Annotated in this window: 17 protein-coding genes and 1 tRNA gene; 11 read left to right on the forward strand and 7 right to left on the reverse strand. The window is 44.5% G+C overall.

All coding sequences use genetic code 11. The features are described 5' to 3' along the window. Positions 1 to 58: 58 nt before the first annotated feature. From ACESTD_RS16765 to ACESTD_RS16785, 5 genes are all read left to right on the forward strand, one after another. The gene (locus tag ACESTD_RS16765; RefSeq protein ID WP_057255865.1) at positions 59 to 2389 is read left to right on the forward strand and encodes a transglycosylase domain-containing protein; all 2331 of its coding nucleotides are present in this window, start codon (positions 59 to 61) and stop codon (positions 2387 to 2389) included. A 71-nt stretch (positions 2390 to 2460) separates the two neighbouring features. Next, positions 2461 to 2826, forward strand: a complete 366-nt coding sequence (locus ACESTD_RS16770) for a 2-amino-4-hydroxy-6-hydroxymethyldihydropteridine diphosphokinase (RefSeq protein ID WP_005829072.1) — start codon at positions 2461 to 2463, stop codon at positions 2824 to 2826. A gap of 82 nt (positions 2827 to 2908) precedes the next feature. After that, positions 2909 to 3664 (forward strand): 3-deoxy-manno-octulosonate cytidylyltransferase, encoded by a 756-nt coding sequence (gene kdsB, locus ACESTD_RS16775; protein WP_057252418.1) that lies wholly within the window; start codon positions 2909 to 2911, stop codon positions 3662 to 3664. Between the two features lie 12 nt (positions 3665 to 3676). Further along, positions 3677 to 4966 (forward strand): pitrilysin family protein, encoded by a 1290-nt coding sequence (locus tag ACESTD_RS16780; protein WP_117588830.1) that lies wholly within the window; start codon positions 3677 to 3679, stop codon positions 4964 to 4966. A gap of 74 nt (positions 4967 to 5040) precedes the next feature. After that, positions 5041 to 6204: a phosphatidylinositol-4-phosphate 5-kinase gene (locus ACESTD_RS16785; protein WP_373159019.1), complete on the forward strand. Its 1164-nt coding sequence runs from the start codon at positions 5041 to 5043 to the stop codon at positions 6202 to 6204. A gap of 92 nt (positions 6205 to 6296) precedes the next feature. On the opposite strand, the gene ACESTD_RS16790 is transcribed toward ACESTD_RS16785, so the two are convergent. Then, a complete protein-coding gene (locus ACESTD_RS16790) occupies positions 6297 to 7235 on the reverse strand; it encodes a ribose-phosphate pyrophosphokinase (protein WP_005829068.1) in 939 nt (312 codons plus the stop codon). A 124-nt stretch (positions 7236 to 7359) separates the two neighbouring features. Here ACESTD_RS16790 and ACESTD_RS16795 point away from each other — a divergent pair, with 124 nt between their 5' ends. From ACESTD_RS16795 to ACESTD_RS16805, 3 genes are read left to right on the forward strand one after another with little or no spacing between them, the layout of a single operon-like run. Next, a complete protein-coding gene (locus tag ACESTD_RS16795) occupies positions 7360 to 11706 on the forward strand; it encodes a DUF5113 domain-containing protein (RefSeq protein ID WP_373159018.1) in 4347 nt (1448 codons plus the stop codon). Between the two features lie 3 nt (positions 11707 to 11709). Next, on the forward strand, positions 11710 to 12438 hold the full coding sequence (locus ACESTD_RS16800) for a DUF5932 domain-containing protein (protein ID WP_329779286.1): 729 nt from the start codon (positions 11710 to 11712) through the stop codon (positions 12436 to 12438). Continuing rightward, a complete protein-coding gene (locus tag ACESTD_RS16805) occupies positions 12431 to 13882 on the forward strand; it encodes an AbgT family transporter (RefSeq protein WP_119958108.1) in 1452 nt (483 codons plus the stop codon). The genes ACESTD_RS16800 and ACESTD_RS16805 overlap by 8 nt, the downstream gene beginning before the upstream one ends. Here the strand turns inward: ACESTD_RS16805 and rpiA are convergent. After that, positions 13857 to 14561: a ribose 5-phosphate isomerase A gene (gene rpiA / locus ACESTD_RS16810; RefSeq protein ID WP_138297889.1), complete on the reverse strand. Its 705-nt coding sequence runs from the start codon at positions 14559 to 14561 to the stop codon at positions 13857 to 13859. The genes ACESTD_RS16805 and rpiA overlap by 26 nt on opposite strands. A gap of 288 nt (positions 14562 to 14849) precedes the next feature. On the opposite strand from rpiA, the gene ACESTD_RS16815 reads away from it, so the two are divergent. Next, positions 14850 to 14923: transfer RNA gene (locus ACESTD_RS16815), tRNA-Arg, on the forward strand. Positions 14924 to 15256: 333 nt separating this feature from the next. Here ACESTD_RS16815 and ACESTD_RS16820 read toward each other — a convergent pair. Both ACESTD_RS16820 and ACESTD_RS16825 read right to left on the reverse strand, forming a co-directional pair. Beyond that, positions 15257 to 16219 carry a S9 family peptidase gene (locus tag ACESTD_RS16820; protein ID WP_008664634.1) on the reverse strand — a complete coding sequence of 321 codons (963 nt, stop codon included), beginning with the start codon at positions 16217 to 16219 and terminating at the stop codon, positions 15257 to 15259. Positions 16220 to 16530: 311 nt separating this feature from the next. Next, the gene (locus ACESTD_RS16825) at positions 16531 to 16764 is read right to left on the reverse strand and encodes a YecH family metal-binding protein (protein ID WP_022402461.1); all 234 of its coding nucleotides are present in this window, start codon (positions 16762 to 16764) and stop codon (positions 16531 to 16533) included. Between the two features lie 209 nt (positions 16765 to 16973). On the opposite strand from ACESTD_RS16825, the gene ACESTD_RS16830 reads away from it, so the two are divergent. Continuing rightward, positions 16974 to 17687, forward strand: coding sequence for a hypothetical protein (locus tag ACESTD_RS16830; RefSeq protein ID WP_008664631.1), 714 nt, complete (start codon positions 16974 to 16976; stop codon positions 17685 to 17687). A 72-nt stretch (positions 17688 to 17759) separates the two neighbouring features. Here ACESTD_RS16830 and ACESTD_RS16835 read toward each other — a convergent pair whose 3' ends face one another. The 3 genes from ACESTD_RS16835 to ACESTD_RS16845 are packed head-to-tail and all read right to left on the reverse strand — an operon-like array spanning position 17760 to position 20947. Beyond that, positions 17760 to 19769 (reverse strand): alpha amylase C-terminal domain-containing protein, encoded by a 2010-nt coding sequence (locus tag ACESTD_RS16835; protein WP_098032631.1) that lies wholly within the window; start codon positions 19767 to 19769, stop codon positions 17760 to 17762. Between the two features lie 31 nt (positions 19770 to 19800). After that, on the reverse strand, positions 19801 to 20247 hold the full coding sequence (locus ACESTD_RS16840) for a YhcH/YjgK/YiaL family protein (protein WP_005825575.1): 447 nt from the start codon (positions 20245 to 20247) through the stop codon (positions 19801 to 19803). A 34-nt stretch (positions 20248 to 20281) separates the two neighbouring features. After that, a complete protein-coding gene (locus tag ACESTD_RS16845) occupies positions 20282 to 20947 on the reverse strand; it encodes a DUF2461 domain-containing protein (RefSeq protein ID WP_008664625.1) in 666 nt (221 codons plus the stop codon). Positions 20948 to 21282: 335 nt separating this feature from the next. Here ACESTD_RS16845 and ACESTD_RS16850 point away from each other — a divergent pair, with 335 nt between their 5' ends. Next, positions 21283 to 21513: a hypothetical protein gene (locus tag ACESTD_RS16850; RefSeq protein WP_005825572.1), complete on the forward strand. Its 231-nt coding sequence runs from the start codon at positions 21283 to 21285 to the stop codon at positions 21511 to 21513. Positions 21514 to 21642 lie beyond the last annotated feature (129 nt).

Here is a 21642-nt window from a genome sequence, read left to right on the forward strand (position 1 = left end):
TCCAATATATTTCCGTACCTTTGCCCTATTATTGAACTTTGATTTTAGCAACTGAAACATGATAAGGAAAGTCGTCAAAATCCTATGGATTTTCATCGCACTGATTTCGCTGGTGTGTGTCTTTATATTCTTTTCCATAGCCAAGGGCTGGATAGGCTATATGCCTCCGGTGGAAGACCTGGAAAATCCGAATTACAAATTTGCCACAGAAGTCTTTTCCGAGGACGGAAAAGTATTGGGTACTTATTCCTATAGTAAGGAAAACCGCGTGTTTGTGGGATACAATGATTTGTCGCCCAATATCATCAACGCCTTGATAGCTACGGAAGATGTACGTTTTGCCGAACATTCGGGCATTGATGCCTACGCCCTGACGCGTGCCATAGTGAAGCGCGGTATCCTGATGCAGAAGAATGCCGGCGGTGGCAGTACCATCACCCAGCAGCTTTCCAAACAGCTTTATTCTCCCAGTGCCGACAATGTGATGGAACGTCTGTTCCAGAAGCCTATCGAATGGGTGATTGCCGTAAAGCTGGAACGTTACTATACAAAAGAGGAAATCCTCACCATGTATCTCAACAAGTTCGATTTCCTGAACAATGCGGTAGGCATCAAGACTGCTGCCTTTACCTACTTCGGTTGCGAACCGAAAGATTTGAAGATTGAGGAAGCGGCTACGTTGGTGGGCATGTGCAAGAATCCGTCTCTCTATAATCCGGTGCGCTACAATGAACGTTCCCGCGGACGGCGCAATGTGGTGCTCGACCAGATGCGGAAAGCGGGATATATTACGGAAGCCGAGCGCGACTCCCTCCAGGCGTTGCCTCTGAAACTGAAGTACAACCGTGTGGACCACAAGGAAGGGCTGGCCACTTATTTCCGCGAATACCTGCGCGGCGTGCTCACCGCCAAGAAGCCCGACAAGGCCAACTACCGCGGTTGGCAGATGCAGAAATACTACGAGGATTCACTCGACTGGGAGAACAACCCGCTCTTTGGATGGTGCGAAAAGAACACCAAGAAAGACGGTACCAAATACAACCTCTACACCGACGGGCTGAAAATCTATACCACGCTCGACTCGCGTATGCAGCAGTATGCCGAGGATGCCGTGACAGAGCATCTGAAGGAACTGCAAGGTTACTTCTTCAAGGAAAAGAAAGGAGCCAAGAAAGCTCCCTACACCTTCCGTCTGACCCAGGAGCAGGTGGACGAGATTCTGGGACGTGCCATGAGATTGTCCGACCGCTACCGCATTATGAAGAAAGCCGGAGCCACCGAAGCTGAAATAAAGAAAGCCTTCGACACCCCGGAGGAGATGTCCGTATTCAGTTGGGAAGGGGAGAAAGACACCATTATGACCCCGATGGATTCCATCCGTTACTACAAGTTCTTCCTTCGTGCCGGTTTCATGTCCATGGACCCGCGCAGCGGACATGTCAAGGCATACGTAGGCGGACCGAACTACCATTACTTCCAGTACGATATGGCCATGGTGGGACGCCGCCAGGTAGGTTCTACCATCAAGCCTTTCCTTTATACATTGGCTATGGAGAACGGTTTTTCTCCCTGCGACGAAGTGCGCCACGTGGAATACACGCTGATTGATGAAAACGGAAAACCGTGGACGCCGCGTAATGCCAACAAAAAGCTGATTGGTGACATGGTGACTGTGAAGTGGGGGCTGGCAAACTCGGACAACTGGATTACGGCCTATCTCATGAGCAAGCTGAATCCCTATAATCTGAAACGTCTTATACATACTTTCGGTGTCCGCAACCGTGATATAGTACCTTCCGTTTCACTCTGTCTGGGCCCGTGCGAGATTTCCGTCGGCGAGATGGTAAGTGCCTATACCGCATTCCCCAACAAGGGTATCCGGGTAGCTCCGCTGTTCGTGACCCGCATCGAGGACAATGATGGAAACGTGCTGGCAACCTTTGCTCCCGAAATGCAGGAAGTCATCAGTGTATCCAGCGCTTACAAGATGCTGGTCATGCTGCGTGCCGTTGTCAACGAAGGTACCGGAGGCCGTGTGCGCCGTCTGGGTGTGAAAGCCGACATGGGCGGCAAGACCGGAACGACGAACTACAATGCCGACGGCTGGTTTATGGGCTTCACGCCTTCGCTCGTGTCCGGTTGCTGGGTGGGCGGTGAGGACCGTGACATCCATTTCGATACGATGCTTCACGGACAAGGTGCTTCCATGGCATTGCCTATCTGGACCAAATACATGGTGAAAGTGCTCGGTGACAAATCTCTGGGATATGATGAAAATGAAACATTCCAGTTGCCCGAAGGCTATGACCCGTGCAAGGATGATGTGAATCTGGAAGGAGACACCCATATAGAAGAACCGATAGAGGGACTCGACGAACTGTTTAATTAGTTGAAAGGTGAAAATTGAAAGTGGAAAGGTAAACTTTCAATTTTCACCTTTTCCCCTTTCACCTTAAAAAAATGGATTATACGATTAGTATTGGGAGCAACGAACAGCGGAGGGAGAACATGGAACTGGCTCGCAGACGCTTGACGGAACTTTTTTCGGGAATACGTTTCTCGGAAGAGGAGGAGACGGTACCTTTGTTCTTTCACCGTCCGAATCTGTTCTCCAATCAGGTGGCATGCTTTGCTTCCGATAATCCGGTAGAGGAAGTCACCGCCTGCCTGAAAGCCATCGAACGGGAAGCCGGAAGGAAGCCCGAGGAGAAGGAGCAGGAAATTGTACGGCTGGATATAGACTTGTTGTCTTGTGACGGGACTGTCTATAAGCCAAAAGATTTGAAACGTGATTATATCCTGCGAGGATTGAAACAACTGTTATAATTAATAAAGAATATAAGGAGATGGGTCGATAGTATATGAACACTTTCGGACACACTCTCATTTTAAAAAACGAAGATTGAAAATGAAATTTTTAGGAATCATACCTGCCCGTTACGCATCTACGCGTTTTCCAGCCAAACCATTGGCGGTGTTAGGTGGAAAAACCGTGATACAGCGAGTATACGAGCAAGTGGCAGGAATCTTGGACGATGCATACGTGGCTACGGACGATGAGCGTATTGAAGCCGCAGTAAAAGCATTTGGAGGAAAGGTGGTAATGACTTCCACCGAACATAAAAGCGGCACCGACCGCTGTCAGGAAGCTTGTACAAAAATAGGAGGACAGTTTGATGTCGTGGTGAATATCCAGGGGGATGAGCCTTTCATCCAGCCTTCGCAGTTACAAGCCGTCAAAGCATGTTTCGACGATCCGGCCACCCAGATAGCCACTCTGGTGAAACCCTTTACGGTAGATAATGGTTTCGAGGCACTGGAAAATGTGAACTCTCCGAAGGTTGTGCTCAACAAAAACAGGAATGCCCTCTATTTTAGCCGTTCCATCATTCCCTACCAGCGCAATGCGGCGAAGGAAGACTGGCTGGAGAATCATACATATTATAAGCATATCGGCCTTTATGCCTATCGCGTAGAGGTACTGAAAGAGATAACCGCCCTTCCGCAGTCATCCCTCGAGATTGCCGAATCATTGGAACAGCTTCGTTGGCTGGAAAACGGATATACCATCAAGGTAGGTGTCACGGATGTGGAAACTATCGGCATAGATACTCCTCAGGATTTGGAACGGGCAGAAGAATTTCTTAAAAGCCACGGGTTGTAAACTAGAAAGCCCATGCTGAACCGAAGTGACCAACCCCGGATTCTTGAACCGGAACAACTGGCAGTGCAAAGACCGGAACGTATCAAGTTGCCTAATGGCGTGCCATTGAGTGTGCTCAATGCCGGTGACAATGAAGTGACACGTATCGATCTCCTCATGGCAGGCGGCCGATGGCAACAGAAACAGCCCTTGCAGGCGTTGTTTACGAACCGCATGCTTCGCGAGGGAACCCGACGCTACGATGCCGCCCAGATAGCGGAAAAGCTGGACTATTACGGAGCCTGGCTGGAATTGTCCAGTGCATCCGAGTATGCCTATGTCACCCTTTATTCTCTGAATAAATACCTTCCCCAAACGCTTGACATATTGGAGTCTATCGTCAAAGAGCCGGTATTTCCCGAGAAAGAGCTGGGAGTGATTGTAGACAACAATATCCAGCAGTTTCTTGTCAACTCTTCCAAGGTGGACTTTCTGGCGCACCGCGGATTGGTGAAGGCTCTGTACGGCGGGCAGCATCCCGGTGGACGTCTGGTGCAGGAAGAGGATTATCGGCGCATCACTCCTGCGGTGCTACGCGAGTTTTATGACCGTTACTATCATTCCAATAATTGCAGCATCTATCTCTCGGGTAAGGTAACCGGTGATTGCATCCACAGGATAGAGTCCTTGTTTGGCTGCGAGGCTTTCGGTACGGATTTCCGCAAACCGGAGAAGACAGAATTCCATCCGGTTACCACCTCCGGAAAACGTATCTTCATCGAACGTCCGGACGCCCTGCAAAGTGCCGTCCGTATGGGCATGCTTTCCCTGGACCGTAATCATCCGGACTACTTGAAGGCCCGCGTACTGGTCACACTGTTCGGGGGTTATTTTGGCAGTCGCCTGATGTCCAATATCCGGGAAGATAAAGGATACACATACGGTATCTCCGCAGCCATCATGCCCTATCCGGGGCAGGGAGTGTTGGCGGTCAGTGCCGAAGCCGCCAACGAATTTGTGGAGCCTCTTATCGGTGAGGTTTATCATGAAATAGACCGCCTTCAGAACGAGCTGGCTTCCGATGGAGAGCTTTCCATGGTGAAGAACTATATGTTGGGAGACATGTGCCGTAGTTATGAATCTGCATTCTCGTTGGCAGATGCCTGGATTTTTGTGCAGGTATCGGGCTTGCAGGATACCTACTTTGCCGAAGCACTGGATGCTGTCAAGGAGGTTACTCCACAAGAAATCCGTGAACTTGCAGGGCGGCATTTATGCAAAGAGAAATTAAAAGAAATAGTGTGCGGCAAAAAAATGTCATAAAAAGCGGGAGTTATCGCATCATTTTACCGGATAAATCCTACCTTTGTCAATTATCAACTATCAATTATCAATTAATGAAATATCTATATACTGCACTCATTCTGGCTTTCTTATGCCAAGGTGGAGCCACTGCCCAGGAAAAAAAAAGCGGCTTTTTCGATAAAGTGAAAAGTACATTCTCTTCGGAGATAAAGATAGGTACCTATACGTTCAAAGATAACGGGGCCGTCTATACCGGTGAAATAAAAGGCCGCAAGCCCAATGGAAAGGGGAAGACCGTTTTCAAGAACGGCGACGTCTACGAGGGTGAGTATGTGAGGGGCAAGCGTGAAGGCTACGGTACATATATGTTTCCCGACGGTGAAAAGTATGAGGGGCAATGGTTTCAAGACCAGCAGCATGGCAGGGGTATCTACTATTTTATGAATAACAACCGTTATGACGGCATGTGGTTTCAGGATTACCAGCACGGTAAAGGAACCATGTACTATTACAATGGTGATATTTATGAGGGCGACTGGGTGAATGATAAACGCGAAGGCCAAGGAACGTATACCTGGAAGAACGGTTCCAAGTATGTAGGCTCGTGGAAGAATGACAAGAAAGACGGCAAAGGAACACTGACCTGGAATGACGGTTCCAAATATGACGGGGAGTGGAAAAATGATGTCCGGGACGGTAAAGGAACTTTTGAATATGCCAACGGCGACAAATATGTAGGTGACTGGAAGGACGACATGCAGCATGGCAAAGGTATTTACTTTTTCCATACCGGCGACCGTTACGAAGGTTCTTATGTTCAAGGTGAACGTACCGGAGAGGGCATTTATTACCATGCCAGCGGCAACAAGTATGTGGGCAGCTTCAAGGATGGAAAGCAGGAAGGCCACGGCACATTTACGTGGGCAAGCGGCGCCGTTTACGAAGGTAATTGGAAAGATAACCAACGTGACGGATACGGTACTTACAAATGGAATGTAGGTGACTCTTACGAAGGTGAATGGAAAGACAATAAGTTCAACGGCCAAGGTACCCTGATTCAGACCGATGGAACCAAATATAAAGGCGGTTTTGTGAACGGTATGGAAGAAGGTAGCGGTATCCAGGAGGACAAGAACGGAAACCGTTATGAAGGCTTCTTCAAACAAGGCAAGAAACACGGTCCGTTTGTAGAAACAGACAAGAACGGAAAGGTGATACGAAAAGGAACCTACAAGATGGGAAGGCTGGAGAATTAGAATTAAAAATTAGAAATTAAAAATTAAAGGCTGCGCAATGTTCACTTCAGAACCGCGCAGCCTTTAATTTTTAATTTCTAACCGCTCCGCGGTTAGATAATGTATTGTGAACTGATTGATTCATTGTTCATCACCCGCTTGATGGTTTCGGCGAACATATCGGCAATGCTCAACTGTTTAACCTTGTCACATTTTTTAGAGTAGGGGATACTATCAGTAAATACCATTTCCGTTAGTGCGGATTCTTGTACACGGAAAGAAGCAGGGTCGGACATTACGCAGTGGCTGGCAATGGCACGGACAGATTTGGCTCCTGCTTCCAGCATGATGTTGGCAGCCTTGGTAATGGTTCCTGCTGTATCTACAATATCGTCTACCAATACTACATTCTTGTCTTTTACATCACCGATGATTTGCATGGTGGCAACCACGTTTGCTTTTTCGCGTGTCTTGTTGCACAATACCAGGGGTACACCGAGGTATTTGGAGAATGTGCTGGCGCGTTTTGAACCGCCGACATCCGGGGTGGCGATTACCAAGTCTTCCAGTTTCAAGGATTCAATATAGGGGAGGAATACTGCTGATGCATACAAATGATCCACCGGAATGTTGAAGAAACCCTGAATCTGGTCTGCATGAAGGTCCATCGTAATCAGACGGTCGATACCTGCAACAGAGAGCAGGTCGGCCACCAGCTTAGCGCCGATGGAAACACGGGGTTTGTCTTTTCTGTCCTGACGTGCCCAACCGAAGTAAGGGATAACGGCTACAACGCTTTTTGCCGATGCTCTTTTAGCAGCATCAACCATCAGCAGAAGTTCCATCAAGTTGTCAGAATTAGGGAAGGTTGATTGAACCAGGAATACATGCGAGCCACGGATAGATTCCTCATAAGAGACTGCAAACTCACCATCTGCAAAATGGGTGATATTCATCTTTCCCAGAGGGCAATCAAGGCTAGCGCAGATTTTCTCTGCAAGGTATCTCGAATTTGTTCCGGAGAATACCATAAAGGGTGCTTTTTCGCTCATTTGTGTAATAGATGTTACCTATTTGTTAATTTGCATGCAAAGGTAGGAATTTCCCGTTACATAAAACAAGAGTTATTGTATAAAAATTATTTTTCTTTCCCGGATTTATTCGTAGCTTTGCTTTATGAAACGACTTTCTTTTATATGGTTTGCGGGGTTGTTGTGCCTTTGTACAACAATGGTTTCGTGTGTGGGAACGGCACCCATGAAGGAAGTACGCCTTATCGACTCTCTAAACCAGGTGGCTTATGCTTTTCGTTATAAAAACCTGGATTCATCCTGCCATGCGGCATCAAGAGCCTACCGTGAAGTCAGCCTCTATAAACAAGGAAAAGCGGAAGCATCCAATAATCTGGGCTTTTGTGCTTTTATGCGCATGGATTTTGAGCAGGCCGAAAAGTTTCATATGGATGTCTATAATCTGACCAAGAATGAACTGGAACTCCTTATTGCCGACATCGGTTTGATGAAGATTTATCAGCGGACGGCGTTGAACAAGGAGTTCTACGATTATCGCAATAGTGCCTTGCACCGTATGAAAAGAATAGCGGAGGATGACAATCTGTTTGTGGACCAACACGAGCAAATGCGTTTGAATTATGCCCGTTCGGAATTTTATATTGTATCTGCTGTGTATTATTATTATTTGCAACAGCGTCCGGAAGCTGTAGCCTCTATTAATGAAGTTACTAAAAAACAAGAGTTGCTGGCAGATACCAATCAGCTGTTGTATTATCACTACATCAAAGGTTCTGCTGCCTTATGCGAGGGTGAGACACCGGATGAGCGAAGACTGAGAGAATTTGATGAGCTCTATACCGCATGGCGGTTGGCTTCGCGCAAGGGCTATCTTTACTTTGAGGGCAATGGAGTGCAGGGACTTGCCAACTTGATGGCTTCACCGGATAATTACGCATTTTTTCAAGACCGCCGCTCCCATGCCTTGACACGTTTTGGAGTACCGGTAGATTCGCTGCTTCCCATGCGTCTGGGGCAGTTGGCATTGCAAAAATTCAGCCAATACAAGGATTTGTATCAGATAGCAGGTGCATATGTATCTATCGGCAAATACCTGAATGCCCACAGTCACTATACAGAAGCTCTTGACACGCTAAAACTTGCTCTGGAATGTGTAAATGACCATCACCGCCTTTTCTATGACTGCCACGATAGTTTGGACTGGCTGAAAGCATTTGACCGTCGAGATACGATTTGTGCGGAGAAGGCATGGATGGAGCAGAAACTGAAAACCGTGCCCGAGTGGATTTCACGTATTCGTGAACAGTTGAGCGTTTCGTATGCAGGACTCGGGATGAAAGAAAAATCAGACTATAACCGCAATATTTACCTGGATATCCTTGAAGATACACGCCAGGATAAAGAACTGGAAAGCCGCTATCAGGCATTGGAAAAGGAGGCGGGGCAACTCAACGTCGTGTTGTCACTGGTCATTGTGGGCTTCGTGCTTGTATCCCTCTTCTTCTGGTTTTTCAACAAGCGTTCCAAAGACCGGAACAGAGTGCATCTCCGCCGTCTGCAGCTGATGCTGGATATCTGTCAGAAGATAACGGCATCCATTCCGGCAGATGCACAGACTGAGGAGGAAATCGTCGACTCTATCCGGACGGCTGTCTGCCCGGAATTGGAAAAGCTGTTTGGAGTGAAGGATATCCGCATAGACAACGGGCAATTAGTGTTCCCGCGTCGGATGAGCAAGGATGAGCAGGCGATGGTACGGGTGATAACTCCCTATATCCAATGGGCGATAGACAACGGCATGGCGTCCATCTCCCTTGGCGACGAACGCCGCAGACTGGAAAAGCAACGCTACATTTACGAGCAGCACATCGCAGGGAACAAACGGCAAAATCTGATAAAGAAAGCATGTATGGCTATTGTCAACGGAATTCACCCGTACATAGACCGTATCATCAACGAAGTGCAGAAACTGACTCAAAAAGGATTCATCAAAGAGGAGCGGATAAAGGAGGAGAAATACCAGTATATCGACGAGTTGGTTACTACCATCAACGAATACAATGATATTCTTGCCCTTTGGATAAAGATGAAGCAAGGAAGCCTTAGCCTGAACATAGAGACGTTCGAATTGAATGAACTTTTCGAGCTGCTCAGGAAAGGAAGCCGTACATTCGAGATGAAGAGACAGTCGTTGGAGGTGCAGCCTACGGATATCAGGGTAAAGGCAGACAAGGCCCTTACATTGTTTATGATAAATACACTGGCGGAGAATGCCCGTAAATATACCCCTCAGGGCGGTATGGTGAAAGTATATGCGCGGCAGGAGAAGGATTATGTGGAAATCTCGGTAGAGGATAATGGTTGTGGATTGTCACCGGAAGATGTAGCCCGCATCGTGGGGGAAAAAGTATATGACTCGAAAGCCATCGGTATGAGTGACGCTCCCGACAAGGAGGAATTGAGGAAGAACAAAGGAAGTGGCTTTGGACTGATGAACTGTAAGGGCATCATTGAAAAATATCGCAAGACGAATGATTTGTTCAAGGTCTGTCTGTTCAATGTGGAGAGCGGGCTGGGAAAAGGCAGCCGTTTTTATTTCCGTCTGCCTGCCGGTATCCGTAAGTCTGTGTCGGTGTTGCTCGTCGTGTTGTCTTTGTGCATGTCATCCTGCCGGCATGCTGTGGAACAGACTGCTTCCGGAGAGGTGTTGCCGGATTCTTTGGCACTGCTTGCACAGAATGAATACGAAGCTTTGCTGGACGAAGCCTCCGATTATGCCAATGAAGCTTATTACTGCAATGTGGACGGAGAATACGAACTGGCTTTACAATACATAGATTCGGCAATGTATTGCCTGAACGAACATTACAAGCAATACGCCCATCCTATACATCGCTATATGACGCTGACCGGAGACGGGACGCCTGCGGAACTGGATTGGTGGAACCAGATGTTCAATTCGGATTTCCATGTAATTCTGGATATCAGGAATGAAGCGGCAGTCTCATTTCTTGCATTGAAGCAATGGGATGACTATAGTTATAATAATGCTGCCTACACCACCTTGTACAAACTGTTGGGAGAAGACCAATCCTTGGAAGAATATTGCCGGCAGCTGGAGCGTTCCACCAACAACAAGATGGTGGGCATTTTGCTGGCGGTGATTTTGCTGTTCGTATTGCTGTTGGGATATTACATACTCTACTTCCGTAAACGTCTGGTGAACCGCTGGAATCTGGAGCAAGTACTGGAAATTAATGGAAAGGTGTTCAATGCCTCCTTGTTGCCGGTTTCGGATACGGAGGAAATGTTGCAGCGTGAGGAGGATACATTGAAGGAAATCCCGCGGCAGATTGTAGGTTCCGCTTTTGATGCAGTGAACGAACTTTTGAGTATCGACCGGTTAAGCATAGCTGTATACAACGAGACTACACATAAGCTGGAATACACTTCCAATCCAGTGGAAGATACCGCCGTGGACGAGTTGCCTGTCCGAAGGAAATATATGGAGAATTGTTTTGAGCAGCAAGTGTACATATCGGAAAAGGGTATACAAGCATTGCCGCTTGTTGTGGATGCAGGCAATATGTGTCGTTGCATAGGTGTGCTGTGTCTGGAACGCAGGGAAGGTACGGAGCAGGAGACCGACCATTTGCTTTTGGAACTGATAGCCCGTTATGTCTCCATTGTAATCTTTAATGCAGTGGTTAAGTTGGCTATGAAATACCGGGACATCGAAGTGGCTCAGGATGAAGCCCGGCGAGCTTCCTGGGAAGACAGTTTGCTGCATGTACAGAACATGGTGCTGGATAATTGTCTTTCGACCATCAAGCATGAAACGATTTATTATCCGAACAAGATAAAGCAGCTGATAGGGAAACTGCGGTCCGGCAAACAGACAGAAGCGGAGGAGCGGGAAACGGTGGTTGCCATCAGCGAATTGATAGAGTATTACAAAGGTATCTTTACGACACTCAGTTCATGCGCTTCCCGCCAGTTGGAAGAGGTGACTTTCAGGCGTGCGACAATATCTGTGCCGGAACTTATGGCTACTGCCGGGAAATATTTCCGCAAAGTGTATAAGGGAAACAAGGCGCATATTGATTTTAAGATACAACCGTTGGAAGGACGGATTACCGGTGACTGGAACCAGTTGCGTTTCCTGCTTGAAAACCTGATAGACGAGGCTTGCTCCGTAACTCTGGATGGAGCTGTCTGTCTGTCGGCCCGGGAAGATGGGGAATTTATACGTTTTCTGTTTACAGATATGCGCAGGGAAAAGACCCGTGAAGAATTGAACCAATTGTTCTATCCCGACTTGTCCCGCATGACGGCCGGTGAGAAAGGAGAACTGTATGGTACGGAATATCTGGTGTGCAAGCAGATTATCCGCGACCATGACGAGTTTGCCGGACGCCGGGGATGCCGTATCAATGCCGAACCGGGAAAGGAAGGAGGTTTTACAATATATTTTACGCTACCGAAAAAATGAAATATGGAAGACAAAAAATTTAAAGTAATCATCGTTGAAGATGTCAAGTTGGAGCTGAAAGGGACGGAAGAGATTTTCCGCCATGAAATTCCCAATGCGGAGGTAATAGGTACTGCTATGACTGAGCAGGAGTTCTGGACATTGATTGAAGCCGGCGTACCGGATCTTGTTCTGCTGGACTTGGGATTGGGAGGTTCGACCACAATCGGGGTGGACATCTGCCGGAATATCTTCAAGCGTTATCCGGGAGTACATGTGCTGATATTCACGGGAGAAATATTGAATGAGAAGTTATGGGTGGACGTACTTGAAGCCGGTGCCGACGGCATTATCCTGAAAACCGGAGAGTTGCTGACCAAAACCGATGTGCAGGCAGTGATGGACGGCAAGAAGCTGGTCTTTAACTATCCGATACTGGAGAAGATAGTGGAACGCTTCAAGAAATCTGTCCTGAATGATGCAAAACGTCAGGAAGCAATCATAAGCTATGATATTGATGAGTATGACGAGCGTTTCCTCCGTCATTTGGCACTGGGCTATACCAAAGAAATGATTGCCAATCTTAGGGGAATGCCTTTTGGAGTCAAGTCGCTGGAGAAACGGCAGAATGACTTGGTCGGCCGTCTTTTCCCGCCTAGTGAACGGGTGGGGGTGAATGCCACTCATCTGGTGGTGCGTGCATTGGAACTTCGAATCTTGAATATAGACAATCTGGAAGCCGACGATGAGTAAACTCCGAATGCCACATCCCGCTACGATGTTCTTCCTGCTGACGCTGGCAGTCATCCTCCTTTCATGGATATTCGATGTCTATGGTCTGAGCGTGCTGCAACCGCAGACTGGAGAAGAAATACGGGTGCAGAGCCTGCTGAGTCCGGAGGGCATACGCTGGCTGCTGCGCCATGTCATAACCAATTTTACGGGATTCGCTCCGTTAGGGCTGGTGATTGTGGCTATGTTCGGAATAGGGGTGGCACAGCATTCGGGTTTCATCGATGCATGTATTCGCAGGGGGGTACGACGTCCACGTGATCCTTGGCGCATTATTCTGCTGGTCATTGTCTTAGGACTGTTGTCCAATATAGTGGGAGATGCAGGATATATCATTCTGTTGCCGATAGCTGCAACTTTGTTCCAGTCTGTCGGTCTGCACCCCATTGGAGGTATAATTACAGCTTATGTTTCAGTCTCTTGTGGCTATAGCGCTAATGTGTTTTTGAGTACATTAGACCCCATGATTGCCTCTGTAACGCAAGAAGCGGCTGATAGGATGAATATTGCTCCGGGGCAGACTGGACCGCTGTGCAATTATTATTTTCTCTTTGTTTCCACGTTCCTGCTTGCATTCATCATTTATCATATTACCCGCAGGAGCTTGTTGCCACGTTTGGGAAAGTACGCAGGGGATATTCATTTTAATGGTTACAAGCAATTGTCACGCAAGGAACGGAGAGCTATGTTGGGAGCTGTATTTGCAGGCTTGCTGTATATTGCCATTATTCTGTGGGCTACATTCTCTTCATGGGGGATATTGCGGAGTGTCAATGGTGGGCTGATTCGTTCTCCGTTTATAGTTGGTATTCTGTTTTTGCTTTCGTTTGGAATAGGTTTGATGGGGATGGTCTATGGTTTTGCCTCCGGCCGATACCGTACGGACGGTGATGTGATAGAAGGACTTACGCAGCCGATGAAACTGCTGGGCGTTTATTTTGTGATAGCTTTCTTTGCCTCACAGATGTTTGCTTGTTTTGAATATTCCCACTTGGACAAGTGCATTGCCATTTTAGGCGCTAATCTGCTGTCCTCCGCCTCTTTGAGTAGTTTATGGATATTGATTCTCTTCATTCTTTTTACGGCGCTGGTCAATCTCTTTATGGTATCTGCCACAGCTAAATGGGCTTTTATGTCTTTCATTTTTGTTCCGGTATTGGCAAGTATGGGCATTTCGCCGGATATGACCCAATGTGCGTTCCGTATAGGTGACAGTGCAACAAATGCCATAACACCTTTTATGTTCTACATGCCACTTGTCTTGACCTATATGCAGCAATATGATAGGCAATCCACTTATGGTTCACTGCTGAAGTATACTTGGAGATATTCTTTAGTCATTCTATTGGCATGGACTGCCTTATTTGTACTTTGGTACATCAGCGGTTTGCCATTAGGACTGTAATGTCATAACCAATGAACAGCCCGCTTTCGATAACCCCGGTAATGGCTTTCAGTTTCTGTTCCAAATCAGGAACAATGTTGCTGAGATGAATGTCAAGAATGAAATTACCGCTTTCGGTAAATACCGGACCGTCTTTTCCTTCTGCAAGACGTAGGCTGATTTTTGAAGCTCCCAATAAGCGTATCTCGTTTTCCACATGGGAGAGAGCATGTGGAAACACTTCCACCGGTATGGGGTATTTGCTCCCCAGTTTGCTGACAAGCTTGCTCTCATCGACAATGATGTAAGTCTTACCACTGCTTTTAATGAGAAGTTTCTCCTTAAACATGGCTCCACCACGTCCTTTGATGAGGTTATTATGCGGATCCACTTCGTCTGCACCGTCGAATGTCCAATCCGGACGCTTATTCCACAGAGTAGTTTGCGGCAGGCCAAGCTGTATACATGTCATCGAAATTTCGGCAGATGCCGGAATGATTTCTATATGCAGAGATTCTTGTTTAACTCGCTGAGCTAATGCAAACAAAGTGAGATAAACGGTAGAGCCGGAGCCTGCTCCTATGGCATCACCGTCTTTGGCCAGTCCGGCAATTTCCTGGGCTACCAATTCCTTACTCGCCTTATTGCTGATTTTATTTGACCATTGCAATTCTTGTATCAACTGATTTTCCCATTCCATCTCTTTAAAATTTAGCTGTTATTACTCTTTCATTCATTTTCGGGTCAATGCTACTTTTCCTATTTGAATATTCCTCCATATTTTTACTTTTTATAATTAGTAACATTGATAATTTGCAAAATGTTTTAATACATCTGTATATAAATACCGTGTATCTTGTTTGTAAAGGTAACTAATCATTACTTTTTATGTAGCAAATGAGCCTTTTATACATAGGTAACGAAAAAAGGTGATACAAAAATTTGCAATATTCGTAAAAAAGCGTACCTTTGCACCGCAATTAAGGCTGGTTCCGTAGCTCAGCTGGATAGAGCAACGCCCTTCTAAGGCGTGGGTCTTGCGTTCGAATCGCAACGGAATCACAAGGAAAAAACCGCAAATGGCTAATAAAAAGCTTTTGCGGTTTTCTTGTTTTAGAATTAGAAAATGTCCGCATTTTGTCAGCATAGGTTGTAATGGGAAACAAATTGGAGTATTTGGTTTACATTGCAGGCAAGATTTATTTGCGATACCTGGAGAAAAAATTATCAATCCAACGGACTAGATATACTATAATAACTCCGGCTATGACCATACTGATAATACGTACCAACATAATTTATAGAATTAAAGATTTGTTTTTATGGAATAATAATGTGCAAAGATAATTGATTGGTGGAGAAACAAAAACTCTGGAAAGGATATAAAGATAGGAATTAACGCATATTTTCACGGATATAATCTTCTATTGTAAAATCACTCTTATATCTAGATATTTCCGGATTCTTCTCTACAGTCGTAATGCAACGTTTTTCTTTACCAAGTACCAACCGGTTTAGGAAGCTCAGGATGTCATGACGATTATCCTTCATAGGAGAATAGGATAGGGAATGTCCTATACCTTCCGCTATATAGAAATAGTATGCTGTCTCTTTTTCTTTCAGTTGCATACAGATAAAGTTTGAGCCCCATAGCCCCATTTCCTCTTCTACTACTGCCTTAGTAAAAGGAACCGTGCTGTCGGCATCACCATGGAACAACATAAGAGGACAAGGGGACATTATCCATTTTGGAATACCATTGGCACAGATTGCTCCAGAAAAGGAAATGACCCCTGCATAATTGAAATTGGCAGGTAATCTGTCCGCAAAAGCCGTTTGATTGCAAATCTCATACTCTGCTTGAAGGGCAGTTATCGCACCTGCACTTGAACCGCAAGCTATAATTTGTGCAGGATTTATTTGCCATTCTACACTATGCTCAATTATATAATTTGTAGCATCACCAAAATCTTCTACAGCACAAGTGATTGCTTGTTGCAGGGCAGAAGAGAATCCTTGCAAGTCCGAATACTCCGATTTATCTATATCCTTTAATTGGGTACGGTAATCTGTTGATACTACCACATAGCCGGCTCGTGCCAAAAAATGAAAATAAGAAATGTAATCGGGATTATCTCTTCTCCCGCCTTTGAAACCTCCCCCAAATGCAAAAAGAATGACGGGCTTTGATTGTGTCCCTTGTATTTGATCAATCATTACATACTTGTCCAGTTTCAGAGTATCAACCTTTTTGATGGCAAAAATATATGTTTGCTTGTCAATATGCTGTGCATGCACAACAGTAGCTATACTCAATAATGAGCATGCCATCAAGATAAAAATAAAGCGTTTTCCCATATTCAGTTTATTCTATTAATGCTGCGTGGATTATCTGACCTACAAAGATAGAATAAAACTATAACTAAAAAGGGGAAAGATGACATTTAGACATAAAAAAAGGCTATCTATCCCAGACAGCCAATCTTTTTTATTAACCTTAAATCTAATACTATGAAAAACACAGTACAAAGATACGTACTTGCAGGAGATATCCAAATTTTAGCGGGTAATCAGCGGATATTATAACATGGTTTAGTAGAATATTATTTCCGTTAACTATTAACATAAATAATATTCAATTTAACAGAAGAAGGAATTAATATTCCTCATCAGTGATTGCAAACTTTAGTCATGTCCACTGTAAATCCACCATTGGCGGGTATAAATTTTCCTTTTCTTTTAAGAAATTCTATCAGGGTATCTACATCCATATTGTCGGCAGAGCAGGTGAAAAAACGCTGCTGCTCGCCGAATTTTTGGATAATGGCTTCTCTCAATGATAACTCAGTATAACTATTACCTTCCATCATGTGAAGGACTTCATGTGCATGTAATTGTTCCATAATCTTTTTTTGTGGCAAAGATAATATGATATTCTAAGTATAAGTGTAACATATGTGACAAAGCCCAACACACATATCCGGATATTTGCTTTTACGTAAAATAACACTTGTTACGACTATGCTAAAAACCTCAAAAAAAGTAAAAAGGTTTTGCTTCTATACCATTGTAAACTAACTTTGGGAATCAACTTTTAAATGAATTAAAGCATATGAAAAAATTAATCTTATCTATTGCACTATGTTGTGCAGCTACGAATTTCTTTGCGCAGAATGCTGACCCTGCCCAGTTGGTCAACGATGGTAAGGCTGCTCTTGAAGCTAAAAATTACCAGGAAGCTTACACAAAATTTAGTACTTATCTGACACAAACAAACAACCAAGATTCCGTAATTGCATATAACTGTGGCGTTTGTGCCGATAAGATAAAGAAACCTGCCGAAGCTTTGAAGTATTTTGATATTGCTGTACAGAAAAAGTATAACCTGGCAAATGCTTATATAGGTAAAGCCGGTGCTTTGAAAGATTTGAAGAAAAATGATGAGTATGTTGCCACTTTAAAGGAAGGGCTGGAAGCAAATCCCGGTAATAAGACATTGACTAAATTGTATGCCACTTATTACGTAAATCAAGGTATCATGGCGCAGAAAGCCAAAAAGATGGATGCAGCCGAAGAAGCATTTAAACAAGCCATAGCTATCCAAGCAGATAATGTAAATGCACTTAACAGTCTGGGTTCTTTGTATTATAGTAAGGGTGCCAATACCATGAAAACAGATGTAGAAAAAGCAAAAGTTGAATTCAAGGAAGCCAAAGAATATTTGGATAAACTTATTCCATTGCTCTCTGCAGACAAACCAGCTCAAAAGAAGATGATGGATAATGCAAAAACGATGTTGAACTTCATCGACAGTCAATTGAAATAAAAGACTCTCCTATATAAAAAAGAGGCAGATATCTGAATTGATATCTGCCTCTTTTTTAATGTTATGAAATGATTATTTAGTTCTTTTCAGTACAACAGCTGTACGTGCCGGTATGTAAAGCTTCAGCCACTCCTTCTTGTCTTTTTTATAAAGCGGATCGTGGATGGTAAAATGTTTGATGGTATCATCCGTCAAACCATTACCGCCATAATCTGGATTATCTGTATTCAAAATAACTTCATAAGTTCCGGCAGGAACCAAGAAACCGTAATCAGTAAAAGACTGCTTAGGGTTGAAGTTGAATACAAAAATCAAGTCCTTGCGCATATAGGCCAATACCTGGTCACCGTCATTATGCCATATTTCTTGGACCGGAGTAGCCTGGAAGTTCTTTATGCTTTTTACAACTACCAACATGGCAGCATCAAAGTCACCCATATAATGATATGCCAGATTCTTGTTGTCCACCAAATCCCATTGACGGCGGGCATATTTACAAGACCAACCGTTACCTTCACGGGGGAAATCAATCCATTCCGGATGTCCGAATTCATTGCCCATAAAGTTAAGATAACCGCCATTGATAGTAGTCGCAGTCAGTAAACGTATCATTTTATGGAGAGAAATGCCTCGATTTACGGTATAGTTCTCGTCTCCTTTCTGCATGTGCCAGTACATATCCGCATCAATCAAGCGGAAAATGATGGTTTTATCGCCCACCAAAGCTTGGTCATGGCTTTCCGCATAGGAGATGGTCTTTTCATCTTTGCGGCGGTTGGTCACTTCCCAGAACATGCTGGATGGCTTCCAGTCTTCATCTATTTTCTCCTTGATTGTCTTAATCCAATAATCGGGAATATTCATGGCCATACGGTAATCAAATCCGTAGCCGCCATCTTCATATTTTGCCGCCAGTCCGGGCATTCCCGATACTTCTTCGGCAATGGTGATGGCTTTGGCATTGACCTGATGGATAAGCCGGTTGGCAAGTGTCAGATAACAAATGGCATTGTCGTCTTGATGTCCGTTGAAGTAATCTCCATAATTACAGAATGCTTCTCCCAAACCATGACTATAATATAACATGGAGGTTACTCCGTCAAAGCGGAAGCCGTCGAAATGATATTCTTCCAGCCAGAATTTACAGTTAGACAGCAGGAAGTGAATAACTTCGTTCTTGCCGTAATCAAAGCAAAGTGAATCCCAAGCTGGATGTTCCCGACGTCCACCGGGATAGAAATATTGATTAGGATCACCGGCAAAGTTACCCAAGCCTTCCACTTCATTCTTCACAGCGTGTGAATGGACAATATCCATGATAACGGCAATCCCCATACTATGGGCTGTATCAATCAACTCCTTCAGTTCTTCCGGAGTACCAAAACGGGAAGAAGCGGCAAAGAAACTGGAAACATGGTATCCGAAGCTACCATAATAGGGATGTTCCTGAATAGCCATAATCTGTATGCAGTTGTAGCCTTCTTTGGCGATACGTGGAAGAATCTTTTCCTGAAATTCCTTATAGCTACCGACCTTTTCCTCCTGCTGAGACATACCGATATGGCATTCATATATCAATAAAGGATCTGTAGATGGCTTGAAAACCCGCTTTTTCATTTTATAGGGTTTCTCCGGAGCCCAAACCTGGGCACTGAATATTTTAGTCTGTTCGTCTTGTACGACACGTGTAGCCCATGCAGGAATGCGTTCACCGCAACCACCGTCCCAATGTACCATCAGCTTGTACAAGTCACCGTGTTTCACGGCATCAGCAGGAAGCTTGATTTCCCAATTACCGTTTGCTTTACGCTTCAAGCTATATTTTTTTTCTTCTTTCCAATCGTTAAAAGTTCCGACCATAAAGATTTGGGTTGCGTTAGGCGCCCATTCACGGAAAACCCAACCATCGTCAGTACGATGCAGGCCGAAATAGAGGTATCCGGATGCAAAATCAGACAAGGTTAGTTTTCCTTTGTTGGTCAATTCCGATTCTTTGTCTATGGCATGTTGATGACGTCCGTTGATGGCATCGGCAAAAGGTTCCAGCCATGGGTCATTCTTGATTAAATTCAATGTTTCCATAAAGAGGATGAGTTTTGGATATTTGATAAATTTACGCTTTAACTTTCACAATTATTTTTTTTACACCGTCAGGGGTAATACCCGGAGCATGCCCGTCCTGAGGGAAAAAGATAGCAAACATTCCGGGCTTCACTGCAATATAGTCCTCCGCCAGTCCTTCAAAAAAAGTGATGTCTTTTTCCGCATTGTAAGGAGCATCAACCGGAAGGCAGTCTTGGGCGGCGGTATAACCCATTATCTCCGTACCGGACAAGGGTATTTGAATGTCAATATAGTCTTTATGGGTTTCCAGTTTGGCATTTTCTTTTTCTTTTGGGTTTGTCTGCGCCACGTTGACCAGCAAGTCCTTTCCTTTCAGTTCGGTCTTGCCGATTTCCAAAGAGTGCAAGTCATGTGATTTTAAAAAATCAATGGCCTGCTCAAACAGAGGATGCAGCAAAGTATATTTTTCTATGTTTTCAAGTCTGTCTATAACCATAATTCAAATGTTTTAAGTTAGTTATATAGGTAAATTATTCAAAGTCGTCTATGGTGTAATTCACAAAATCAGAAAAACGCTTCATCTGCTTGAAGATGTCGTCTGTACGATCCAAAAAGTCTGGAGCAAGAAAGAAGCTGTCCGGCTGGCAGCAGGCAACCGTATACTCTTTACACTGAAGGTATTTCAGATAGGGATAGTCCTTTGGAAATCCTTTTGGAGCTGTTTTTAGAAAATTCTCTCCGATGACGGGAAAGTATTGCTTGAAAGCAGGATCTTCCACTATACTGCGAAATTCATCTATATTGTCGTGTACCGCTTGTCGCAGAGCTCTTAACAAGGGCGGGGGAGGACAATAACTTCCACCGGCCAACAAGCAGTTTCCCGGTTCCAGATGCACGTAATAGCCACAATGGTCGGATTTCTTTCCTTTCGCATTGATATATCCTCCCAGATGTGTCTTGTAGGGAGTTTTATCTTCGGAAAAGCGTGTATCACGATAAATACGGTATGTACAGTCCTTTGCTTCTATACCACGGATGCTTTCATCAAATAAAGAGATACGGGAGATAATTACTGTAAGCAAGTTTTCAAACTCGCTGCGGGCGACTTCATACTGTTCCCGGTGAGAATTGAACCATTCACGATTGTTGTTTGCAGACAGTTCTTTCAAAAATTGAAATATAACAGGGATATTCATATCATATTCTTTCCTTATTATCTGCCAAATTTACGGATAATATTTCTAACATGCTACAAAGAAGGGTAAAAAAAAAGCATCGGCTCTGGTAAACCGATGCTCCTTACACATTTATCAATCAAACAGACGCTTCTGTTTTTGATGTACTTACTTATCACAAGCGGGTACGTCTCTTTTAATTAATCTTATATCTAATACTATGAAAAACACATTTATATAACACAACAAATCGGGATTTTGTTCATGCAGATGAGGATAACTTTAGCATAAAAAATGGGTGGGTCATTTTATTCTGCATCCGGTTTGCACTATCTTTGCAAGAAAATATGTAGAATATGGCCGAATATAAATTTGATGAAGATAGCGTTAAAGCGCTGATAGATTGGGCAAAGAGCACATCTTTCCCTCAAAGTGTAACATTGTCTGATGCTGAGAACATAGTGGATGTGAAACGTTTTGTGCAAGCTAACCTGAGTGACATAGATGCACATTATCCTGATGATTTTTATAATCCTGCCATCACGCGGCTATATCGGCTGAAGGAATATATGGAAGAGAACAAATAAAGACTTGGCACTGATTATGCGGAAAGCCGCGAAGCGATTAAGAAATCCGTGTTGGGATATTCCTAAAATAATAAAATTTAAGGCAACTAATTCATTGCGAGTTAGTTGCCTTTTTTGTATCTTTAAGCA

This window comes from Bacteroides sp. AR20 (genome assembly GCF_964250605.1).
Taxonomy (GTDB): Bacteria; Bacteroidota; Bacteroidia; order Bacteroidales; family Bacteroidaceae; genus Bacteroides; species Bacteroides uniformis.

Bases quoted from the DNA above. Each gene is read 5' to 3' on its own strand.
- rpiA (WP_138297889.1), bottom strand. From the start codon at position 14,561: ATGGAATGGGAAAATCAGTTGATACAAGAATTGCAATGGTCAAATAAA.
- ACESTD_RS16800 (WP_329779286.1), top strand. From the start codon at position 11,710: ATGGAAGACAAAAAATTTAAAGTAATCATCGTTGAAGATGTCAAGTTG.
- ACESTD_RS16805 (WP_119958108.1), top strand. From the start codon at position 12,431: ATGAGTAAACTCCGAATGCCACATCCCGCTACGATGTTCTTCCTGCTG.
- ACESTD_RS16795 (WP_373159018.1), top strand. From the start codon at position 7,360: ATGAAACGACTTTCTTTTATATGGTTTGCGGGGTTGTTGTGCCTTTGT.
- ACESTD_RS16845 (WP_008664625.1), bottom strand. From the start codon at position 20,947: ATGAATATCCCTGTTATATTTCAATTTTTGAAAGAACTGTCTGCAAAC.
- ACESTD_RS16840 (WP_005825575.1), bottom strand. From the start codon at position 20,247: ATGGTTATAGACAGACTTGAAAACATAGAAAAATATACTTTGCTGCAT.
- ACESTD_RS16765 (WP_057255865.1), top strand. From the start codon at position 59: ATGATAAGGAAAGTCGTCAAAATCCTATGGATTTTCATCGCACTGATT.
- ACESTD_RS16830 (WP_008664631.1), top strand. From the start codon at position 16,974: ATGAAAAAATTAATCTTATCTATTGCACTATGTTGTGCAGCTACGAAT.
- kdsB (WP_057252418.1), top strand. From the start codon at position 2,909: ATGAAATTTTTAGGAATCATACCTGCCCGTTACGCATCTACGCGTTTT.
- ACESTD_RS16835 (WP_098032631.1), bottom strand. From the start codon at position 19,769: ATGGAAACATTGAATTTAATCAAGAATGACCCATGGCTGGAACCTTTT.
- ACESTD_RS16770 (WP_005829072.1), top strand. From the start codon at position 2,461: ATGGATTATACGATTAGTATTGGGAGCAACGAACAGCGGAGGGAGAAC.
- ACESTD_RS16790 (WP_005829068.1), bottom strand. From the start codon at position 7,235: ATGAGCGAAAAAGCACCCTTTATGGTATTCTCCGGAACAAATTCGAGA.
- ACESTD_RS16825 (WP_022402461.1), bottom strand. From the start codon at position 16,764: ATGGAACAATTACATGCACATGAAGTCCTTCACATGATGGAAGGTAAT.
- ACESTD_RS16780 (WP_117588830.1), top strand. From the start codon at position 3,677: ATGCTGAACCGAAGTGACCAACCCCGGATTCTTGAACCGGAACAACTG.
- ACESTD_RS16850 (WP_005825572.1), top strand. From the start codon at position 21,283: ATGGCCGAATATAAATTTGATGAAGATAGCGTTAAAGCGCTGATAGAT.
- ACESTD_RS16785 (WP_373159019.1), top strand. From the start codon at position 5,041: ATGAAATATCTATATACTGCACTCATTCTGGCTTTCTTATGCCAAGGT.
- ACESTD_RS16820 (WP_008664634.1), bottom strand. From the start codon at position 16,219: ATGGGAAAACGCTTTATTTTTATCTTGATGGCATGCTCATTATTGAGT.